Origin of the sequence: Micromonospora sp. C51 (assembly GCF_018070435.1) — a bacterium.
GTDB lineage: Bacteria > Actinomycetota > Actinomycetes > Mycobacteriales > Micromonosporaceae > Micromonospora > Micromonospora sediminimaris.
Genome location: NZ_JAGPXQ010000020.1, coordinates 92,407 through 112,511, shown reverse-complemented (window position 1 = coordinate 112,511; position 20,105 = coordinate 92,407). Strand labels below are relative to the sequence as shown.

The following is a 20,105-nucleotide window of genomic DNA, read 5'->3' as shown; positions in this document are numbered from 1 at the left end:
GGGTGGTGGGGGGAGGGGCGATGACGGTGCGTTCGAGGTTCACCTGGGCCTGGCCGGTGCCGCCCACGGTGATGTCGTCGTACGCCTGGAGCCGCTTCTCCTCGTCGAAGTAGAGCACCGTCATCGCCAGCGGGGTCGGCTCCTCGCCTTCCAGCCCGCGCAACCCGGCACCGCCTGTGGAACCCTGCACCATCAGCGTGGTGGGTTGCTGGCCGGGCACCTCCGGCAGCGTGTTGATCTGCCGGTCGTGGGTGTGCCCGGCGAGCACCAGCGGGCAGGTGCCGGAGAGCGGGCCGGCGGCGGCCGGGTCGTGCACCAGCGCGATGTCGACCGGGCGGGGAGAGCTGCGGATCGTGGCGGCGAGCTTCTCGCCCGTCGTGATCAACTCGTCGGCGGTGGGTTGGCTCAGCCCACCGCTGGCCGGCGAGGTGCTCTTGTCCGGGGTGAAGCGGGGGTCGCCGATGCCGGCGATGGTCAGCCCGGCGACGGTGGTCGTGGTGTTGTCCAGCACGACCGCGTTGGGTTGGCGGGCCACCGCCGCCGCCGTGCGACCCGAGTCGTGGTTGCCCCGGATGTAAACGTACGGCTTTTCCAGCAGGCTGATCGAGCCGACGTACGACGCCTCCGGCTCGCTGCCCCAGTCGGTGATGTCGCCGGTGTCGATCACCACATCGATGCCGAACTGCTCGGTCACGGTCCGGATGATCTGCCAGGCGCTCGGGTTGAGATGCAGGTCGGAGATGTGCAGCACCCGGGTGGTGCCCGGGTCCGGCTCGTACACCGGCAGCGCCGACACCGTCGTGTACAGCTGGGTGACGTTGCCGATGAGCCGCTGGAGCTGCTCGGCGTACCGGGTGTAGTCGTCGGCGATCTTACGCACGTCGCCGACGATCGCCGGGGCGTTGACCAGCAGTCCCTCGTACCGGGGCTCCTCGATCGACTGGGGTCGGATGGTCGCCGCGGCGGTGCCCAGGCTGCCGGCCGTGATCAGCAGCGCCAGCCCGCCGGCCCAGGCCGCCCGTCGGGTGTCCCGGAACACCAGCAGCGCCAGCACCAGGGTGGCCAGTACGGAGGAACCGACAGTGCGCAGCCCGAGCCGCATCACCCCCTCCCGGACCTCGTCGACCGCCGACTGGGTGGCCCGGTTGAGGCTCGCCGGATCGTCGATCAGCGCCTCGACCCGGCTCTGCTCCAACGCGCCCAGCTCGACGGTCAGCTGGGTCGGCCCGCCGTGGCTGTCCAGCAGCAGCGAGCCCAGCGGCGGGATGTTGACGGTGGTACCGCCGTCGGTCGTCGGCGACACGGAGAGCCGGGCGTGAAACGGCCCGATGTCGGTGCCCACGTTCCCGCCCGCCACCACACCGGCGAGCACACCGACAAGCGTCACGACCAGGATGGCCACGGCCACGGCGAAACGGCGCAGGCCCAGCCGCCACCCGCCGTCGGGATGCGATGCCGAGCGTCGCGTCAGTGGGAAACGGCGCGGCCGACCAGGGGTCGTCCCCCCGTCCCGATCGCGGCGCGGCTCGTCGTTCTGCTGACCATCCATGCTGAGATTCTGACCTGCCCGCCGAAAGATCTTGGCAAACCTGGAATGTCGCGTCGGGCTACCGACTCAGCTGCGCCCGGCACCGCCACCGGCGAAGACGAGGCGCAGCAGCCGGTCGTCCTCGGGCGCCGGCCGACCCCGCCCGTCGTGGTTGGAGGTGCCGACCCAGAGTGAACCGTCCGGCGCGGCGGCGATCCCGCGCAGCCGACCGTACCGCTCGGTCAGCAGGGCCTGCGGCTGGCCGAGGACCGTGCCGGTCTCGGTCAGCTCGACCAGCCAGAGTCGTTGACCGCGCAGGCAGGCGGTGGCGAGCATCCGTTCCACCGCGGCCAGGCCGGAGCAGGACGCCTCGTCGGTCGACCACTGCACGATCGGGTCGACGTACCGCTCGTCGTCGCCGCGTCCCTCGACCTCGGGCCAGCCGTAGTTCTTGCCCTTGGTGATCTGGTTGATCTCGTCCCAGGTGTTCTGGCCGAACTCGACGGCGTACATCCGGTCGCCGGACCAGGCGATGCCCTGCACGTTGCGGTGCCCCAAGGACCAGACCGGGGAGTCCGGGAAGGGATTTCCGGGAGCCGGCTTCCCATCCGGCGTGATCCGCAGGATCTTGCCGCCGAGCTGCTTGACGTCCTGCGACTGGTCGGTGTCCCCCGCGTCGCCGGTGCTGGCGTAGAGCTGCCCGTCGGGACCGAACGCCAGGCCGCCCCCGTTGTGGATGCCCGCCTTGGGGATGCCGGTGAGGATCGGCGTCGGCTCCTCACCGAGTCGCAGCCGGGCCACGCGGTTGTCCCGTTCGGCGGTGTAGTAGACGAATACCGTGCGGTCCTGGGCGAACTCCGGGGAGACCGCGATGCCCAGCAGGCCGCCCTCACCCGAGGCGACCACGTCGTCGATGGTCTGCACCTCGGTGATCTTCAGACCGTCCGCGGTCGACTCCGGCCCGACCTGGACGATGCGGCCACTGTCGCGTTCGGTGACCAGGGCACCGCCGTCGGGTAGGAAGGCGATACCCCACGGCACCCGCAGCCCCTGGGCGAGCACGGTGGCGACAACCTCCTGATCGCCGTTGTCCGCGGTGATCGTCGGGCTGGGCAGGTTCGGTGGCGCGCCGGCCGGGTCGGGTTCCGGGTCACCGAGGCTGCAACCGCTGGCAACGAGCAGCAGCGTCGCGCAGGACGCCACGAGGGCGGCACGAATCTGACGGGCGCGGAGGTACGGGGGAGCGCTCACCCGCCCCAGAGTAGCCCGCCGGGGCCGGACCCGTGGAAGGCGACGCCCTGCTGCCCCCCATCGGCTGGTCGGGCTGCGTCGACGCCTATCGTCGGCCGGGTGAAGGTATGGATCCCGCACGAGGCCGGCCACGCCCTGCTCGGCGAGCTGCCGCCGGAGGTCACCGTCGAGACGATGGAGGATCCGGCGAAGCTGCCTTCGCCGATGGCGGGCGTCCGATTCTGGGTGCCGCCGTTCCTGGCCGGCGAGGACGCGGTGGCCCTGCTGCACGAGCTGCCGGACCTGGCGGTGGTGCAACTGCTCTCGGCCGGAGCGGACGCCTGGGCGGGTCGGGTACCGGCCGGCGTCACGCTCTGCGACGCCCGTGGGGTGCACGATCCGTCCACCGCCGAATGGGTGGTCGCCGCGATCCTCTCCCAGTTGCGTGCCTTCCCGACGATGGCCCGGGCGCAGGCTCGGCGACGGTGGGCGTACGACGAAGTGGCCCCGACCGACGAACTGGCCGGCAAACGGGTCCTGATCGTCGGTGCGGGGTCGATCGGTACCGCGTTGCGGCAGCGGCTGACGCCGTTCGAGGTGGAGTTCGTGATGGTGGCCCGGACCGCCCGGCCCGAGCAGGGGGTGCACGGTGTCGACGAGCTGCCGCGACTACTGCCGCAGGCCGACGTTGTGGTGCTGCTGGTGCCGCTGACCGAGCAGACCCGCGGGCTGGTCGACGAGACATTCCTCGGCGCTATGCGGGACGGTGCCCTGCTGGTGAACGCCGCCCGGGGCCCGGTGGCCCGGACCGACGCCCTGGTCGCCGAGCTGGCCACCGGACGGATCTCCGCCGCGCTGGACGTGACCGACCCCGAGCCGCTGCCCGCCGACCATCCGCTCTGGGAGCTGCCGAACGTGCTGATCACTCCGCACGTGGCCGGCTCGGTACGCGGGCTGCTGCCCAGGGCGTACCGCCTGGTGGGTCAGCAGATCCGACGGTTCGTGGCCGGTGAGCCGCCGCGCAACGTGGTGGTGGACGGCTACTGATCCGCTTCGGTGACGTCGCGTCCGGCCGCCGCCACCAGCCTCGGCAGGTCTGCACCACGCACGGCCGGGAGCACGAACCATCGGCCGTCGTCGAGCTGGGCCACCGCCCGCCCGCGCGGATCGGCCGCCAGCTCGACCACCTGCTCCCAGGAGAACCGGCGCTCTCCGGCGAGCGCCCGTACCCGTAGTCCACGAGCGTCGGCGTCGGTGCCGGCCCGCCAGGCCCAGACGGCCACCGCCAGCGGCACCAGCAGCACCGGCAGCAGATAGGGGCGGGAACTGGCCAGCGGCAGGGCGCCGATGGTAGCGACGATCGCCCCGACCAGGATGGCCTGGTTGTGCCGGAATCGTGCGGTGTCGGTGCGAGGCATGACCAGATGATCCCACCCCGGCCGGGACGGCCGACGGTGGGCCGAGGTCGCGGGCGGTGCGACCGCTGGGCGGGATCGGGCGCTGTCGATCTTGACGCTCGGTCGTCGTGACCTGACTCACTGTCGACTGGCCGTCACTTCCCGCCGAGCGACTCGTTCATCGATGGTGGGCGGTGGACCATGTCTGCCGTCCGCGCACCGCCCCCGTGCCCCCTCACGAAGGCGACCGTCGTGCCCGTCGCGTCTGTGTTCCGTGCCGCCCCGTTGCGGGCCAGCGCACACCGTCCGCTCCTGCCCGAGATCTGTGTGCTCGCGGTCGCCGCCGTGCTGATCGCCCTCGGTGCCGCCGGTCCGGTCCCCGCCCTTGCCGTGGTGGCACTCGCCGGTGCGGCCGCGTCCACACTGGCCGGGGTGCGGCTGTCCCGGCTGACCCTCGGCCCTGACTCGCCTGCCGGCGGCCCACTCGCCGGACGGGTGGCCCGCCGTCGGGCGGCGCGGCCGCGTCGGGCCGCCGCCCTGCTGCATGCCGCGGTGGTGACCGCTGGCCTGACCGCGGCGGTGCTACCGCTGGCCTCCGCCGGATACCGTCCGGCGGCCGCTGCGGCCGGGCTCGCCGGCACCACCGCGCTGCTCGGCGGCGGCCTGTTCAGCCTGCATCGGTCGCGGCCGTCGATCCGGGGACGCCTGCACCGCCTACTCGACCAGGCCGCGCCCGGTGTCTGCCTGATCCTCGCCGCCTGGCTGCTGCTGCCGTACGCCGGTGTGCCGGCCCCGCTGCGGCTGGCTGTCGCGGTGGTCCTGGGGCTGCTCGCCGTCGACGCGTTGGCCGTGCTGACCGGGCCGGGTCGCGACGGTGGCTCCGACCGTTGCCGCGCTGGCGGCGGGTTGACCCTGCTCGCGCTGGTGCTGCTGGCCGCGTTGCCGGCCGGTCCCGCCGCCGGGCGGGCGGCGCTGCTGGCGGTGCCGCCCCTGGTGGTCGGCGTGCTGCTGGTCGCCGCCGGGGTCCGGCAGGCGGCGCAGGACGCGCCCACCCGGCAGACCGCGCTGGTCTGGCCACGGGCGGTGCTGCCACCGGTCGCGGTGGTACTCGCCGTCGTCCACCAGTTGCAGGTCGGCCTCCTACCCGACCGTACGGCGGTGCTGCTCGCGCTCGCCGTGATCCCGCCGCTGGTGGCGCGTGAGTTGTTCGGTGCCGCCGGCCTGACCGGGTTGGAGGAGCCGACGGCCACCGCGCCGACACCGGCCCCCGCCGAGTCGGGCGGCTCGACCGGTCGCGTCGCCCTGCTCGGGGCGCTGGCGGCCCGTCCCGAGCCGGTCTCCGGCGCTCTGCTCGTGGTCGATCTGCACCTCACCGAACTGCCCGGCAGGCTGGTGCGCGACGACGTGGCCGCCGAGGCCGTCCGTCGGGCCCGAGCCGTGGCGGCCGACGAGGACGAGGTGTTCGACCTGCCCGGCAGTGGACTCGCGGTGGTCAGCGGGTCCGGGCCGGTGCTGGCGTACGCGCTGGGTACCCGGCTGCTCAGCGCACTGAGCCGACCCTACGAGGTCTCCGGGGCGGTGCTGCGGTCGCGACCCAGCGTCGGGCTGGCCGAGCTGGGCCGGGGCCGGCCGGAGGATCTGTTCCGCCAGGCGGACCTGGCCCGTCGACGCGCGGCCCAACTCGGCCGGGACCGGGTCGAGTGGTACGACGCCTACCTGGAGGAGCAACTCGTCCGGCGGCTGGACCTGGAGCGGGAGCTGCCTGGCGCGGTGGCCCGGGGCGAGTTGGACCTGGTCTACCAGCCCGTCCTCGGCCTGGCCGATCGGGCGCCGGTCGGCACGGAGGCGCTGCTGCGGTGGCGCAACCCGGTGCTGGGCACCGTGTTTCCGGCGGAGCTGCTCCCGGTGGCCGAGGATCTCGACATCATGGGCGAGCTGGGGGTCTGGGTGCTGGACCGGGCCTGTCGACAGCTGGCCGACTGGACGGTGGGTGGCCGACGGCTGTGGATGGCGGTCAACGTGACCACCCGGGAACTCACCTCACCGGACTTCGTGCCCCGGACGGCAGCGGTGCTGGAGGCGTACGGGGTGGGGCCGGACCAGTTGGTGATCGAGGTCGCTGAGCCGAAGGTCGCCGCCGAACTGCCGACTGTGGTCGCCCGGCTGGCCGGACTGCGCTCGATGGGCATCCGCACCGCGCTTGACGACTTCCGGGCCGAGCAAGCCTCCCTCGCTCAGCTCCGGCGACTACCGATCGACCTGCTCAAGGTCGGGCCGGAGGTGGCCACGGCGGGCGGCGACCCGCACCGGCCCCTGCTGGACGTGGTGGTCACCGTGGCCGAACGGTTGGGCCTTGAGGTGGTGGCCGAAGAGCTGGAATCGGCTCACCAGGTCGAGGGGGCGCATCGGGCCGGATGCCGGTACGGCCAGGGCTTCGAGCTGGCCCGGCCGGCGACCGCCGAGCGGGTCGAGGCGTACTTCGAGGAGTTTCCGTCGACGTCGCGCTGAGAGCAGCTGCTTAACCGTTTCACTTACCGGTGGGGGCGGGGCCGGTGCTGCCACGTGGGGTCAGGTGCGGTGCCTCGTCCTCCAGCCCGACCGTCGGGGCGCCCTCGATCAGCTGTAGCAGCTGGCGCGCGGCATGCGCCCCGTACGCCGGGATGTCCCGGCTCAGCGCGGTGAGCGGCGGATGCACCAGCCGGCACAGCGGGGAGTCGTCCCAGGCCACGATGGACAGGTCGGCGGGGACTGCGAGCCCCATCTCCTGGGCGACCGACAGCCCGGCGATCGCCATCACGTCGTTGTCGTAGATCACCGCGGTCGGGCGGACCCGGGAGCTGAGCAGCCGCCGGGTGGCTCGCGCCCCCTCCTCGCCGGTGTAGTCGGAGGAGGCGGTTACCGCGTCGGCCAGGCCGAGCCGCCGGCACGCGTCGGTGAACGCCTGGGTGCGGATCGCGGTGTGCAGCAGCTCGGGTAGGCCGCCGACCCGGGCGATCCGCCGGTGGCCGAGGGCGTAGAGATACTCCACGGTCTCCACCAGCGCCGCCGCGTCGTTCGACCAGACACTCGGGAGCCCGCCGGTGCCCGTCGGACCGCCGATGACCACGGCCGGCAGGCCCAGTTCCTCCAGCACCGGCACCCGGCCGTCGTCGGTGCGCAGGTCGCAGACGAGTACGCCGTCGACCCGCCGCTCGCCCCACCAGCGCCGGTAGACCGCGATCTCGGCGCTCTGGTCGGCCACCACCTGGAGCGTCAGCGCGTACGACCGAGCGGACAGTTCCGCCTCGACGCCGCTGATCAGCTCCATGAAGAAGGGCTCGATGCCGAGGGTGCGGGCCGGTCGGGCGAGGATCAGGCCGATGGCGCGGGCGGTCGCGCCGGACAGCGCACGGGCGGCACTGCTCGGGCTGAACCCGATCTCGGCGGCGATGGCGAGGATGCGCTGCCGGGTCGCCTCGGAGACGCCCGGCTGGCCGTTCAGCGCGTACGACACCGCGCCCTTGGAGACTCCCGCCCGGCGGGCGACGTCCGCGATCGTGGGCCGCTTCACCGGCGTACGTCCTCCTGAACCAGCTCGTCCTGCCGGCCGTGTCGATGGCGCGGGCGGCGTGGGACACGCTACCCGTCTGCCTGCCCGTGGGGCGGTACGGGCCGGCTCGACGCCGGTCGGCAGACGAACTTGTGCGGTTCAGTCTACGGGATCGACTGGCCGGTTCCGCCCCACGTCACGTTCGGAATCCGCTGCTCGGATGCGCGAAGCCGCTTGCTAGAAGGCAATCCTCCACACCGGAACGGGTGCGGGGTCACGGGTTGGGCTCGGTGTTGATCCATCGTTGACACGCCGATACCGCACCCGTACGGTGACGTAACTTATCCGGTTCAGTCAACGTTCCTCGATCTCTGGAGCGTTTCCAATGGTCTCGGAGGATGGGTCATGAAACGGTCTACGCCTCGGTGGCTGCGGGTCGCAGCCGTAGGTCTGACGGTCGGCTCCCTGGTCGTCGCGTGCAGCGGACGCAGCACCCAGGGCGGTGGCGACAGCGGCGGCGCGGTGACGCTGACGATCAATTTCTGGGGCGACTTCGGGCTCCAGGACCTGAAGGCGAAGTACGAGGCGGAGAACCAGAACGTCAAGATCGCCCTCAACTCCGGCGAGTACAACGCCCAGCACGAGGACCTGCAGAAGAAGCTGATCGCCGGCTCGGGCGCACCCGACATCGCGGCCATCGACGAGGGCTTCATGGTCCAGTTCCGCAGCCAGGCCGACAAGTTCGTCAACCTGCTCGACTCCGGTGCCGGCAAGTACGAGACCAACTACCTGCCGTGGAAGTGGAAGCAGTCCCTGTCGGCCGACGGCCGTGCCCAGATCGGCCTCGGCACCGACGTCGGCGGCCTGGCCATGTGCTACCGCACCGACCTGTTCGAGTCCGCCGGGCTGCCCACCGAGCGGGACCAGGTCTCCGCGCTCTGGCCCACCTGGGACAAGTTCCTGGAGGTCGGCCAGCAGTACACCGCCAAGACCAAGAAGAAGTTCGTCGACAACGCGACGAACCTGTTCAACCCGATCCTCGGTCAGCAGCCTGTCGGTTTCTACGACGAGAACGAGCAACTGCGGATGGAGGGCGGTCCCAAGGTCGCGTTCGACTACGCCGTCCGGGCCGCCGACGCCGGCCTGTCGGCCAACCTCACCAGCTTCCAGGCCGACTGGGACAAGGGCTTCACCAGCGGGTCGTTCGCGGTGCTGGCCTGCCCAGCGTGGATGCTCGGGCACATCCAGAACACCGCCCCCGGCACCAAGGGCAAGTGGGACATCGCCGCGGTGCCCGGTGGCGGCGGCAACTGGGGCGGCTCCTTCCTCACCATTCCCAAGCAGGGCAGGAACGTCGACGAGGCGTACAAGTTCCTGGAGTGGCTGATTCAGCCGGCGCAGCAGATCGAGGTCTTCAAGACGGTCGGGAACCTGCCCTCGCAGCCGGCGCTCTACGCCGACCCCGCGATCGCCGACTTCAAGAACGAGTTCTTCAACTCCGCGCCGGTCGGCCAGATCTTCCCGAAGATGGCGGAGGGCCTGACCCCGCAGTACCTGGGCAAGAAGAACGGCCCCACCCGGGTCGCCGTGGAGAACGTGATCAATCGGGTGCAGAACGGCACGCTCGCGTCGGACGCCGCCTGGGCCGAGGCGATCAAGGAAGCCGAGAAGGCCAGCAGGTAACGCCATCGAGACTGGCGTGGGCGCGTGGGCGCCCGCGCCCACCTCGGTTCCGGTCTGAAGTCCCCCGTCGCCCCTGGAGCGCCCATGCCCACCACGCGCGCCGCCCCCGAACCGGCCACCCGCCGCCCTCGGCCGTCCCCCGGCCGGTCGATGACCTGGCGCGACCGGCTGCACCGCTTCGACATGCGGTACCTGCCGTACCTGATGATCGCGCCGTTCTTCCTGCTCTTTTTCGTCTTCGGGCTCTTCCCGATGATCTTCAACGGTGTGGTGGCGTTACGCCACTGGCGCCTGGACGACCCGGAGCTGACCGGCTGGGCCGGTGTGGAGAACTTCAGCCGGCTGTTCACCGACGGCGACTTCGGCAACGCCCTCTTCAACACCTTCGGCATCTTCCTGCTCTCCACCGTCCCGCAACTGCTGCTGGCGCTGATCATCGCGTCGCTGCTCAACCGCCGGCTCCGGGCCCAGACCTGGTGGCGGGTCGGCGCGCTGCTGCCCTACATCACCCCGATCACCGCCTCGACGCTTGTCTTCAACGTCTTCTTCTCCCGCGACCTCGGCATGGCGAACTGGGTATTGGGCCTGATCGGGATCGGCACCGAGAACCCGATCGACTGGCGGGCCGACAAACTCCACTCCTGGATCGCCATCGCCACGATGGTCAACTGGAAGTGGATCGGCTACAACGCCCTGCTCTACCTGGCGGCGATGCAGTCCATCCCGCGCGACGTGTACGAGGCGTCGGCGCTCGACGGCGCCGGTCCGTGGCGGCAGCTCTGGCGGATCACCGTGCCGATGATCCGGCCGGTGGTCATCTTCACCGTGGTGCTGTCCACCATCGGTGGGCTGCAACTGTTCACCGAGCCGATGCTGTTCGACCTCAACGCGCAGGCCGCCACCGGCGGTGCCGGCGGCGAGTGGCAGACCGTGGCGCAGCTGATCTACAAGGTCGGCTGGAAGGACCTCAACCTCGGGTACGCCGCCGCGATGTCCTGGGCACTGTTCTTGATCATCCTCGTGGTCGCGGCCCTGAACACCCTGCTGACCAACCGCATCTCGGGGGGACGCAAATGAGCGAGCGAAGCGAGGTGGCGCGGTGAGCGAGCGTGGCGAGCAAATCGGTCGGTTCAGCGCGACGGTGCCTCATCGTGGCGCCGAGCGAAGCGAGGTGGCGCGGTGAGCGAGCGTGGCGAGCAAATCGATCGGTTCAGCGCGACGGTGCCTCATCGCGGCGCCGAGCGAAGCGAGGTGGCGCGATGAGCCTTCTGGAGCGACCCCGGCCGACACCGTCGGCAATGCGCGGCGGACGCAAGCGGGCCGTGCTGCTGGGCCGGGCACCGCAGGACACTCCGGCCGGCTTCTGGACCTACCTGCTCCTGGCCCTGAGCACGCTGTTCGCGGCGTTTCCGCTGTACTGGATGTTCGTCATCTCGACCAGCACCGACGAGGCGACCTCCCAACTGCCACCGGTGGTGATCCCGGGTGACCAGTTCCTGGTCAACCTGGACGAGGTCTTCTCCCTCCAGGATGTCTACTTCGCCGCCTCCCTGGTGAACAGCGTGATCGTGTCGACCGTGGTGACCGCGTCGGTGCTGTTCTTCTGCTCGTTGGCCGGCTTCGCCTTCGCCAAGCTGCGGTTCCGGGGCAGCAGGCCGCTGATGCTGTTCGTGATCCTCACCCTGACCGTGCCCAACCAGCTCGGCGTGGTCGCGCTCTACATCGTGATGGGCAAGCTGGGTTGGAACGGCACCCTGCTGGCGGTGATCGTGCCCGGCCTGGTGACCGCCTTCGGGGTGTTCTACATGCGGCAGTTCATCGTCAACACGGTGCCGGACGAACTGGTCGAGTCGGCCCGGGTGGACGGCGCCACCACCATGCGGGTCTACTGGAACATCGTGTTGCCGGCGGTGCGGCCGGCGCTGGCGGTGCTCGGCCTGCTCACCTTTGTGGCCACCTGGAACGACTTCCAGTGGCCACTGATCACCCTCAACGGCACCGACTATCCCACCTCGATGGTGGCCATCTCCGACCTGGCCAGCGGCAACTACGTCATCTACCGCCGGGTGCTGGCCGGCGCGTTCGTGGCCACCGTCCCATTGTTGATCATGCTAGTCATCGGCGGTCGGCAGATCGTCCGGGGAATCATGGAAGGCGCGGTGAAGTCTTGAGCGACGCGCGGGGGACCGGTCCGATCCGGCAGACACTGCACGACGGGTGGACCATGCGGGCGGTACCCGGCCAGCAGGTGCCACCCGAGGTGGACGGGGCGACGGTGCCGGCCACCCTGCCGGGTTGTGTGCACACCGACCTGCTGGCGGCCGGGTTGATCCCCGACCCGTACCTCGACGACAACGAAACCGCGCTGGCCTGGATCGGCCGCACCGACTGGGCGTACGAGACCACCTTCGACCGGCCGGCCGGCGACCACGCCCGCCTCGACCTGGTCTGCGCCGGCCTGGACACGGTCGCCACGATCACGCTCAACGGCGTCGAGGTCGGCCGTACCGAGAACATGCACCGAGGTCACCGCTTCGACGTCGGGTCGCTGCTCCGCGCCGAGCGTAACCACCTGGTCGTACGCCTCGACTCCGCCTACCGGTACGCCGAGGCGCAGCGTGATCGGCTCGGCGATCGCCCCAACGCGTACCCGGAGCCGTTCCAGTTCATCCGCAAGATGGCCTGCAACTTCGGCTGGGACTGGGGACCGACGCTGGTCACCGCCGGCATCTGGCAGGAGATCGCCGTACACGGCTGGTCGGTCGCCCGACTGGCGACGGTACGCCCTCTTGTCACCGTCGACGGCGACACCGGTCGGGTGGAGGTGCACGTCGAGGTGGAACGGGTCACCGACCGGCCGCTCACCGTCCGGGCGCAGGTGGCGGGCCAGCGCGCCGAGGTGACCATCCCGGCGGGGCAACGATCCGCAGTGCTGCCCCTCACCGTTGACCGGCCGGAACTCTGGTGGCCCCGTGGGTACGGGTCGGCCCACCGCCACGAACTGACGGTCACCCTGCACGATGCCGACGGCCGCCCGCTCGACGAATGGCACCGCCGGATCGGCTTCCGGTCGGTACGCCTGGACACCACCCCCGACGAGCACGGTGCCCCGTTCACGCTGTACGTCAACGAGATGCCGATCTTCGTCCGGGGCGTCAACTGGATCCCCGACGACGTCTTCCCCAACCGGGTCACCCGCGTGCGCCTGGACCACCGCTTCGACCAGGCCGAGGCGGCGAACATCAACCTGCTGCGGGTCTGGGGCGGCGGCCGGTACGAGTCGGAGGACTTCTACGACCTGGCCGACGAACGCGGACTGCTGGTACAGCAGGACTTCCTCTTTGCCTGCGCCGCGTACCCGGAGGAGGAGCCGTTCGCCGCCGAGGTGGCCGCCGAGGCCACCGAACAGGTGATCCGCCTCGCGCCGCACCCCTCGCTGGTGCTGTGGACCGGCAACAACGAGAACATCTGGGGCTGGCACGACTGGGACTGGCAGGCACCGCTGGCCGGGCGCAGCTGGGGGCGGGGCTACTACCTTGACCTGCTGCCGCGCATCGTCGCCGCGCTGGACCCGACCCGCCCGTACTGGCCGGGCAGCCCCTGGTCGGGCAGCGACGAGATCCACCCCAACGATCCGGCGTACGGCACCACGCACATCTGGGACGTGTGGAACACCGACGACTACCCGAAGTACCGGGAGTACCTTCCCCGGTTCGTCGCCGAGTTCGGCTACCAGGGGCCTCCCGCGTACGCGACGCTGCGCCGGGCCCTCTCCGACGAGCCCCTCGCCCACGACTCACCCGGCATGGCGCATCACCAGAAGGCCGCCGACGGGGACCGTAAGCTGCGCCGAGGGCTGGACGCGCACCTGCCCGAGCCGCGCGATTTCGACGACTGGCACTGGCTGACCCAGCTCAACCAGGCCCGGGCCATCGCCCTCGGGGTGGAACACTTCCGCTCCCACCGGGGCCGGTGCATGGGCACCATCGTCTGGCAACTCAACGACTGCTGGCCGGTCACCTCGTGGGCCGCCGTCGACGGCGACGGCCGCCGCAAACCACTCTGGTACGCGCTGCGCCGCTCCTACGCCGACCGGCTGCTCACCGTGCAGCCCCGCGACGGTGGGCTGGCCCTGGTCGCGGTGAACGACGGCGGGCAGCCGTGGCGGGCGTCGATCACGGTCACCCGGCTCACCCTGGCGGGGGAACCGAAAGCGAAGTCCACCCTGGAGCTGGAAGTGCCCGCGTACGAGACGGTGACCCTGGCACTGGCGGCGGAGCTGGCCCGGCCCGACGACGCCCGGGACGAACTGCTGGTCGCCGACACCGACGACCCGGCCGAACGTGCCTGGTGGTTCTTTGCCGAGGACCGCGACGTCCGATGGCCGGCGGCGGCCTTCGACGCGACGGTGCAGCCGGCCGACGGTGGCCAACAGGTACGCGTCACCGCCCGCACCATCCTGCGCGACGTGACCCTGTTTCCGGATCGCCTCGACCCGTCCGCTGAGGTCGACACGGCGCTTGTGACCCTGCTCCCCGGCGAGGCGGCGACCTTCACGGTGCGGTCGGCGGCACCCCTCGACCCCACCGCCCTCACCACCCGCCCGGTGCTGCGCTGCGTCAACGACCTGCCGGTACGGGCACCCTCATGACACCTCGGGTGGCGGCGGGGCCGCTTCCCGACCTCACCGCCGCCGTCGTGGATGGTTACCGGGCCGGCGCGTGGTCCCATGACGCGCCGGCCCGGTAGCCCTATCCGCCGGTCCTGCTCGCACCGCAGGACCGGCCCGGGGAGACCGTCAGGCGCAGAGCGGGTCGCTTGTGTACGTCGTGCCGGAGGAGGTGGTCACCTTGCCGACCGCGCAGACCGTCATGTTGTGCCCGTAGAGCTGGTCCCCGTAGTACTGCTGGCCGGTGCCGCCGTACCAGTCGGTGGTGGCGGACGGGCTGGACCGGTAGACGTGCACCTGAACGGTGTTGTGCGGGCTGACCCGGTTGGAGATCCGACCCCAGTTGGTCTTGCAGGTCTCGCTCCAGCGCAGCTCCACCACGGCGAGGGTGGTCGAGCCCTGCATGATGTACTTCGGGTAGTTCGTGGCGTTACGGGCGTTCGCGGAGCAGCCGGTGTCGATCGGATCGAGGCCGTCGCAGCCGTGACCGCTACAGGTGGCGGCGCTGGCGGGCGTCGCGACCAGGAGGCTGGCGGCGATGAGGGCGCCTGCGGCAGCGGCGACCAACCGGCGGGCGTTCCGGATCATTGTCTCTCCTGACCTCTGATGGGCTGTGTCGGCCCTAGGATTCGGCTCCTCATCTCTACCGTCCGTCGACACTGATCTCTACGCTGTGTCGCGTCGGACAATGAATCCCGGTTGTGGTCAATCAATTCGAGGAGCGGCCCATGGCCCGGGCGGAACGCCCCCTGGACCCCACCGCCGATCCGCTTCAGGCATTCGCCGCCGACCTGAGGACCCTGCGTGACAAGGCAGGCCGCCCCACCTATCAGGCCCTCGCCCGGCGGGCCCACCGGTCCGCGAGCTCGCTGTCCGAGGCGGCCGGTGGCCGGCGGCTGCCGACGCTGGACACGACCCTGGCGTACGTGCGTGCGCTCGGCGGCGACGAGGCGGAATGGACCGAGCGGTGGCGCGTCGTCGCCGGCCACGTCACGGAGACACCGGGACACGAGCGCCCGGCCGGCGACGACGAGAGCGGGACGCGGCCGGCCCCAGCGTCGGCTGCGGACGCGGATTCGCCCGCTGAGCCGCCGGGTGCCGCCGCCGTGCCGCCGGTCGCTGCGGGCGCCGCCGCCGCGCCGTCGACCACCGCGCCCCCGGCCGGGTCGGGGCGGGACGGCCAGGAACCGCTCGATCCGTCCACCCCGGCAGGTGACACCGCTGCATCCCGACCGGTTGGCCGCACCGCCCGGGCGGTTCTCGCCGGGACGCTGGTGCTGACCGGGCTCGTCGCGGTGCCCTGGCTGGCCGGAGGATTCGGCAGGCCGGAGGCGGGCAGCAACACGCCACCTGCGGCCGAGCCGACGACCGCGACGGTGGGCGTCCGCGACGGTGCCGACCCGAAGGACGCCGGCTGCGCCGCAGATGCCGACGTGACCACACTCGACAGCGCCGCCGTGCTGCTCGACGAACGGGTGATCGGCACGGTCGAGTTGCGCTACTCGCCCGCATGCGGTGCGAGCTGGCCCCGGTTCATGCCGGTGCCCGGTGGCGCGGACGCCGTGCCTCGGCCCGCCAACATCCAGCTCACCGTGATCGACGGTGACCAGCCGACCCGGGTGGCGGACTTCGCCATGGACTACGGCGGCATCTCCACCTTCGGCAACCTGCTGACGAGCACCAGAACCTGCGTCTACGGGCAGGTGCAGTTGTCCGGTACGGGGTGGCGCTCGGCCGTGGGCCGTACCGGCTGCTGGCGCGGCGCCACCCAGGTGAGGCCGATCCCCTGAGCGCTCGCCCGGCTCACACCGGCTCTCACCGAGGTCGCGGCACTCAAACCGGTGTCCTCGGCGAACACGACAGGAGCAGGCGGCCATGGCCACGGCGGATGCGTTGACCAAAGCTCCGACGGACGTCCCGGAGCTTGCCGTGGCCGAGCCGCCGGCCCCGTCGGAACTGCTCCAAGCGGTGGTTGACGCCGTCTTCGGCCCCGGCAGTGTGATCGCCTGGTTCGTCGGTCTGTTGATTCTCGTCGGGCTCTGGCTGAGGTTCGGGCTCGACATCTACCGCGGTGCCCGGCAGGCGGGCGAGACGATTCGAGCCGCGGTCCGGATCAGCCTCCAACACCTGAGCCAGCACCCTCGACACCGGATCGTGGCGGCCTTCGTGACGACCCTGTTCGGTCTGGCCCTTCAGGCAGTATGGGTGTTCGCCACCTTCGCGTTCGTCTGTGCAGTCTCGGCGGCCGTGGGAGCAGCCGACACGGCCGACCCCCTGCGATGGGACCGCTTCACCGGCTCGTACACGATGACCTGCGTTCTTCTGCTGGTGGCCGCCTACGCGCTGGCCGTCGCCCGGCAGGATCGTCACCTCTCCTGGCTGGCCGTCCCGCCGGCCGCGCTGCCGATCGTCACGGGGGCGATCGTCGCTCTGATCGCCTTGGTCGTGACGATCGCCTATCTGCTCTCGTGGTTGTTCGTGCTGGTGGCGAGGCTTTTCACAGACCGGGCGGAGGGACCTGATTTCCTTGACGACGCCGTCGGTATGTGGGGGGTGGTGGTCGTCCTCGTTCTGCTGGCCCTCGGCGGATTTCTGGCAATGTGGCTCTCGGCTGTCACGGTGGCCGCCTGGCGGGGGCCGGCGCAGGAGCCGACCGGCGACCCGGAGTAGGCAGTGAGGTGCGGCGGCGCCGACCGGGGTTCGCCGCGCCGGGTGCTCACGACCTGCCGAGTTGAAGAATTTCGCAAGTGCTAAAGTCTTCAGAGTGTTGTCGGGTGGCAGCATCCGAAGGGGGGCGCGTGGCGTGTCGGTGCCGCTGTACCAGGCGAAGGCGGAGCTGTTCCGCACCCTCGGGCACCCGGTCCGGATCCGGGTGCTGGAACTGCTCCAGGACGGGCCCAGCCCGGTGCGCGACCTGCTGGCCGCCATCGACGTGGAGGCGTCCAACCTCTCCCAGCAGCTCGCCGTGCTGCGCCGGGCCGGCATGGTCACCTCGTACCGGGACGGCCCCCTGGTGATGTACGCGCTGAGCACGCCCGACGTGGCCGATTTGCTGGCCGCCGGGCGGCGGATCCTCGGCGCGGTGCTCACCGACCGGGACGGGCTGCTCGACGAGTTGCGCGCCGGCGGACCGGACCGGTGACGGCCACCGACACCGGTCCCGCCCGCCCGGTCGGACCCGCCCTGTCCGCCGCCTGGCGTCGGGTCCGCGACCTGCTGCCGGGCCGCGCCGACTGGCAGGCGGTACGCCGCTCACCCCGCCGTGACCTGGTCGCCGGGCTCACCGTCGCCGTGGTCGCGTTGCCGTTGGCGCTCGCCTTCGGGGTCACCTCCGGGCTCGGCGCGGAGGCCGGGCTGATCACCGCCGTGGTCGCCGGTGCGGTGGCGGCCGTCTTCGGCGGCTCGAACCTTCAGGTGTCCGGCCCGACCGGCGCGATGACCGTGGTGCTGGTGCCGGTCGTGGCGCAGTTCGGGGCGACCGGGGTGCTGATGGTCGGCGTTCTGGCCGGGCTGATCCTGATCGCCCTGGCCCTCGCCCGCCTCGGCCGCTACGTCCGCTACCTGCCGGTGCCGGTGATCGAGGGCTTCACCGCCGGCATCGCCGTGGTCATCGCCCTGCAACAGGTGCCAGCCGCGCTCGGCGTCACTGACCCGCAAGGCGAGAAGGTGTGGGCGGCGGCGGCCGACGCGGTCACCCGTTTCGTCGTACATCCCCGGCCGGCCGCCGTCGCGGTGGCCCTCGGTGTCGCGGCGGTGATGCTGCTCGGTGCCCGGTGGCGTCCCGGGCTGCCCTTCTCGCTGCTGGCCGTGGCCGCCGCCACGCTGCTCGCCGAACTCGTGCCGGTCGACCTGGTCCGGATCGGCGCGCTGCCGCAGGGGCTGCCCGCTCCGTCGCTGGACTTCCTCGACCTTTCGGCGGTGGGTGTGCTGCTGCCCGCCGCACTCGCGGTAGCGGCGCTGGCCGCGTTGGAAAGTCTGCTCTCGGCAACCGTCGCCGACGGGATGACCGTCGGCCAGCGGCACGACCCGGACCGCGAGCTCTTCGGCCAGGGCCTGGCCAACCTGGCCTCTCCGCTGTTCGGTGGCATCCCGGCCACCGCGGCCATCGCACGTACCGCCGTCAACGTCCGGGCCGGAGCGGCCTCCAAGCTGGCGGCGCTGACCCACGCGGTGGCGCTGGCCGTGATCGTGCTGGCCGCCGCACCGCTGGTGGGCCGCATCCCGCTCGCCGCCCTGGCCGGCGTACTGCTGGCCACCACCGTACGGATGGTCGAGGCCGCCTCGCTAAGGGCACTGGCCCGATCCACCCGGGGCGACGCGCTGGTGCTGGTGCTGACCTTCGCCGTCACGGTGATCTGGGATCTGGTCACCGCCGTGGCCGTCGGCGTCGGGGTCGCGGTCGTCGTGGCGCTGCGCGCCATCGCCCGCAGCGCGAAACTCGAACAGGTGCCGCTCGACTCCGGCGAGCACACCGCCGAGGAGCAGGCCCTGCTCGCCGAGCACATCGTGGCCTACCGACTCGACGGCCCGCTGTTCTTCGCCGCGGCGCACACGTTCCTGCTCCGGCTCTCCGACGTCGCGGACGTACGGGTGGTCATCCTGCGGATGTCCCGGGTCTCCACCATCGACGCCACCGGCGCCCACGTGCTCGGCGACGCCATCCGCCGACTCCAGGGGCGCGGCATCACCGTGCTGCTCTCCGGCATCGTGCCCGGTCACGACCAGGTGCTCGACGCTCTCGGCGTGGCCGACCAGTTGCGCCGCGACGGACTGGTCTTCCCCGACACACCGGCCGCCATCACGTACGCCAGGAATCTCGCGCTGCCCCCCGCCGGTGACCGGCACTGGCATCAATCCGGGGAAGGTGAGAGTGTGTCCGCTGCGGTCCATTGATCATGCCCGGGTCAGGCGCGTGCGCTGAACCAGCAGGAGTGAAGCATGTCCCAGAACGGCAACGGTCGGTCACACCTGCGAATAGGCGGCTGGCTTCCCGGGACGAGCCGACCCGCTTCGGGTTCTGATCATTGGGGCACCGGTACGCGGCATCAGCTGGGCAGAGCCCGGCGGACCACACCGTCTCCACCGTCGACCGGCATCGCGCCGTCGACCGTCCCGTATCCGGGCGGGTACGCCGGTCGGACCATCGACGCCTACCCGGTAACCGAAGAACCCGTCCACGAGTACGCCCGCGACGCAGCGTCAACCGCCGCCACGGGCAACCAGGGTGCGACCATCGGCCGGGCCGGCCCACGGCGTACGCAGGTGCTGGGCGGCGTCGCCCTCGTCGTGGTCACCGCGGTAGTCGGGGTGATGGCGCTGCGCGACGGGACACCCCAGGAGCCGATCCGCGGCGAGTTCGTCGCCGGACTGCCCCTTCCCGACGGCGCCGCGGATGACCCTGCCATCGACCCGCTGCCCGACACGGACGGCACCGGCTCCCGAGGCGATGGACCCGCTACGCAGAGCCCGACCACCGACCCGGTCGTCCGGCCCGGCCTCAACCCGCGTGCCGACGGCAGCGACGCGGACGAGGCCGGTTCGACCGGCCTCGGCAGCCCACCGGCCAGCCCGGCCACCAAGAACCCACCACCGGCCCCGAACGCCCCCGCATCACCTGCCAAGCCGGCCGGGCCGGCGCTGGTTCCCGGTGCCCGGATCGGTCTGGAAGCCGCCAGCTCGCCCGGTCATCGGGTCCGGCACGCCAACTTCGAGGCCCGAGTCGATCCGGTGAATGTCGGCACCAGAGCCGACGCCGCGTTCATCGTCCGTTCCGGTCTCGCCAACGGCAACTGCGTCTCCTTCGAGTCGGTCAACTTCCCCGGCCACTACCTACGACACGCCGATTTCCGGGTGTTCCTGCACCGCACCGACGGCAGCGCCCTGTTCCGCGCCGACGCCACGTTCTGCCCGGTCACCGGCATCGGCGGCCGGCACACGTCGCTGCGGTCGCACAACTTCCCGGATCGGTACCTGAGCCACGACCGCCACCAGCAGATGCGGATCTCCCCAATCGGTGCCGGTGCTGGCCCCTCGACGGCCACCTTCCGGATCCGTCCGGCCGGGTAGCTT

General features: G+C 71.4%; 16 protein-coding genes. 11 read left to right on the top strand and 5 right to left on the bottom strand.

Annotated features, from left to right (window positions below):
* Both KBX50_RS20155 and KBX50_RS20150 read right to left on the bottom strand, forming a co-directional pair.
* The coding region (locus tag KBX50_RS20155) for a metallophosphoesterase (RefSeq protein ID WP_210938825.1) at window positions 1-1,549 on the bottom strand (1,549 nt) is incomplete at its 3' end.
* 66 nt (window positions 1,550-1,615) lie between these two features.
* Complete coding sequence (locus KBX50_RS20150) at window positions 1,616-2,779, bottom strand: PQQ-dependent sugar dehydrogenase (protein WP_210938823.1); 1,164 nt, start codon at window positions 2,777-2,779, stop codon at window positions 1,616-1,618.
* A gap of 99 nt (window positions 2,780-2,878) precedes the next feature.
* Between KBX50_RS20150 and KBX50_RS20145 the strand changes: the two genes are divergently transcribed.
* Entirely contained in the window at window positions 2,879-3,805 is a 927-nt protein-coding gene (locus tag KBX50_RS20145; RefSeq protein ID WP_210938821.1) for a 2-hydroxyacid dehydrogenase, read from the top strand.
* Here the strand turns inward: KBX50_RS20145 and KBX50_RS20140 are convergent.
* Entirely contained in the window at window positions 3,799-4,176 is a 378-nt protein-coding gene (locus KBX50_RS20140; RefSeq protein WP_210938819.1) for a PH domain-containing protein, read from the bottom strand. The two genes, KBX50_RS20145 and KBX50_RS20140, sit on opposite strands and share 7 nt — an antisense overlap.
* Before the next feature lie 231 nt (window positions 4,177-4,407).
* Between KBX50_RS20140 and KBX50_RS20135 the strand changes: the two genes are divergently transcribed.
* Window positions 4,408-6,663: a bifunctional diguanylate cyclase/phosphodiesterase gene (locus tag KBX50_RS20135; RefSeq protein WP_307871020.1), complete on the top strand. Its 2,256-nt coding sequence runs from the start codon at window positions 4,408-4,410 to the stop codon at window positions 6,661-6,663.
* 19 nt (window positions 6,664-6,682) lie between these two features.
* Here KBX50_RS20135 and KBX50_RS20130 read toward each other — a convergent pair whose 3' ends face one another.
* Window positions 6,683-7,705 carry a LacI family DNA-binding transcriptional regulator gene (locus KBX50_RS20130; protein ID WP_210938815.1) on the bottom strand — a complete coding sequence of 341 codons (1,023 nt, stop codon included), beginning with the start codon at window positions 7,703-7,705 and terminating at the stop codon, window positions 6,683-6,685.
* Between the two features lie 384 nt (window positions 7,706-8,089).
* On the opposite strand from KBX50_RS20130, the gene KBX50_RS20125 reads away from it, so the two are divergent.
* The 4 genes from KBX50_RS20125 (at window position 8,090) to KBX50_RS20110 (ending at window position 14,018) form a co-directional block, all read left to right on the top strand.
* Window positions 8,090-9,367: an ABC transporter substrate-binding protein gene (locus tag KBX50_RS20125; protein ID WP_210938812.1), complete on the top strand. Its 1,278-nt coding sequence runs from the start codon at window positions 8,090-8,092 to the stop codon at window positions 9,365-9,367.
* Between the two features lie 84 nt (window positions 9,368-9,451).
* A complete protein-coding gene (locus KBX50_RS20120; RefSeq protein ID WP_210938811.1) occupies window positions 9,452-10,444 on the top strand; it encodes a carbohydrate ABC transporter permease in 993 nt (330 codons plus the stop codon).
* Between the two features lie 221 nt (window positions 10,445-10,665).
* Entirely contained in the window at window positions 10,666-11,538 is an 873-nt protein-coding gene (locus tag KBX50_RS20115; protein ID WP_247674075.1) for a carbohydrate ABC transporter permease, read from the top strand.
* A 53-nt stretch (window positions 11,539-11,591) separates the two neighbouring features.
* Window positions 11,592-14,018 carry a glycoside hydrolase family 2 protein gene (locus KBX50_RS20110; RefSeq protein WP_210938837.1) on the top strand — a complete coding sequence of 809 codons (2,427 nt, stop codon included), beginning with the start codon at window positions 11,592-11,594 and terminating at the stop codon, window positions 14,016-14,018.
* Between the two features lie 147 nt (window positions 14,019-14,165).
* Here KBX50_RS20110 and KBX50_RS20105 read toward each other — a convergent pair whose 3' ends face one another.
* On the bottom strand, window positions 14,166-14,624 hold the full coding sequence (locus KBX50_RS20105) for a DUF2690 domain-containing protein (RefSeq protein WP_210938809.1): 459 nt from the start codon (window positions 14,622-14,624) through the stop codon (window positions 14,166-14,168).
* A 140-nt stretch (window positions 14,625-14,764) separates the two neighbouring features.
* Here KBX50_RS20105 and KBX50_RS20100 point away from each other — a divergent pair, with 140 nt between their 5' ends.
* From KBX50_RS20100 to KBX50_RS20080, 5 genes are all read left to right on the top strand, one after another.
* The gene (locus KBX50_RS20100) at window positions 14,765-15,826 is read left to right on the top strand and encodes an XRE family transcriptional regulator (RefSeq protein WP_210938808.1); all 1,062 of its coding nucleotides are present in this window, start codon (window positions 14,765-14,767) and stop codon (window positions 15,824-15,826) included.
* An 85-nt stretch (window positions 15,827-15,911) separates the two neighbouring features.
* Window positions 15,912-16,706 carry a hypothetical protein gene (locus KBX50_RS20095; protein WP_210938807.1) on the top strand — a complete coding sequence of 265 codons (795 nt, stop codon included), beginning with the start codon at window positions 15,912-15,914 and terminating at the stop codon, window positions 16,704-16,706.
* A gap of 133 nt (window positions 16,707-16,839) precedes the next feature.
* Window positions 16,840-17,178 (top strand): helix-turn-helix transcriptional regulator, encoded by a 339-nt coding sequence (locus tag KBX50_RS20090; protein ID WP_210938806.1) that lies wholly within the window; start codon window positions 16,840-16,842, stop codon window positions 17,176-17,178.
* Between the two features lie 41 nt (window positions 17,179-17,219).
* Window positions 17,220-18,929, top strand: coding sequence for a SulP family inorganic anion transporter (locus KBX50_RS20085; RefSeq protein ID WP_210938835.1), 1,710 nt, complete (start codon window positions 17,220-17,222; stop codon window positions 18,927-18,929).
* A gap of 45 nt (window positions 18,930-18,974) precedes the next feature.
* Window positions 18,975-20,102: an AbfB domain-containing protein gene (locus KBX50_RS20080; protein ID WP_210938805.1), complete on the top strand. Its 1,128-nt coding sequence runs from the start codon at window positions 18,975-18,977 to the stop codon at window positions 20,100-20,102.
* Window positions 20,103-20,105: the final 3 nt, after the last annotated feature.

Coding starts and splice junctions, on each gene's coding strand:
- KBX50_RS20080 (WP_210938805.1), top strand. CDS start 18,975: ATGTCCCAGAACGGCAACGGTCGGTCACACCTGCGAATAGGCGGCTGG.
- KBX50_RS20105 (WP_210938809.1), bottom strand. CDS start 14,624: ATGATCCGGAACGCCCGCCGGTTGGTCGCCGCTGCCGCAGGCGCCCTC.
- KBX50_RS20110 (WP_210938837.1), top strand. CDS start 11,592: ATGCGGGCGGTACCCGGCCAGCAGGTGCCACCCGAGGTGGACGGGGCG.
- KBX50_RS20100 (WP_210938808.1), top strand. CDS start 14,765: ATGGCCCGGGCGGAACGCCCCCTGGACCCCACCGCCGATCCGCTTCAG.
- KBX50_RS20140 (WP_210938819.1), bottom strand. CDS start 4,176: ATGCCTCGCACCGACACCGCACGATTCCGGCACAACCAGGCCATCCTG.
- KBX50_RS20115 (WP_247674075.1), top strand. CDS start 10,666: ATGCGCGGCGGACGCAAGCGGGCCGTGCTGCTGGGCCGGGCACCGCAG.
- KBX50_RS20095 (WP_210938807.1), top strand. CDS start 15,912: ATGGCCACGGCGGATGCGTTGACCAAAGCTCCGACGGACGTCCCGGAG.
- KBX50_RS20120 (WP_210938811.1), top strand. CDS start 9,452: ATGCCCACCACGCGCGCCGCCCCCGAACCGGCCACCCGCCGCCCTCGG.
- KBX50_RS20125 (WP_210938812.1), top strand. CDS start 8,090: ATGAAACGGTCTACGCCTCGGTGGCTGCGGGTCGCAGCCGTAGGTCTG.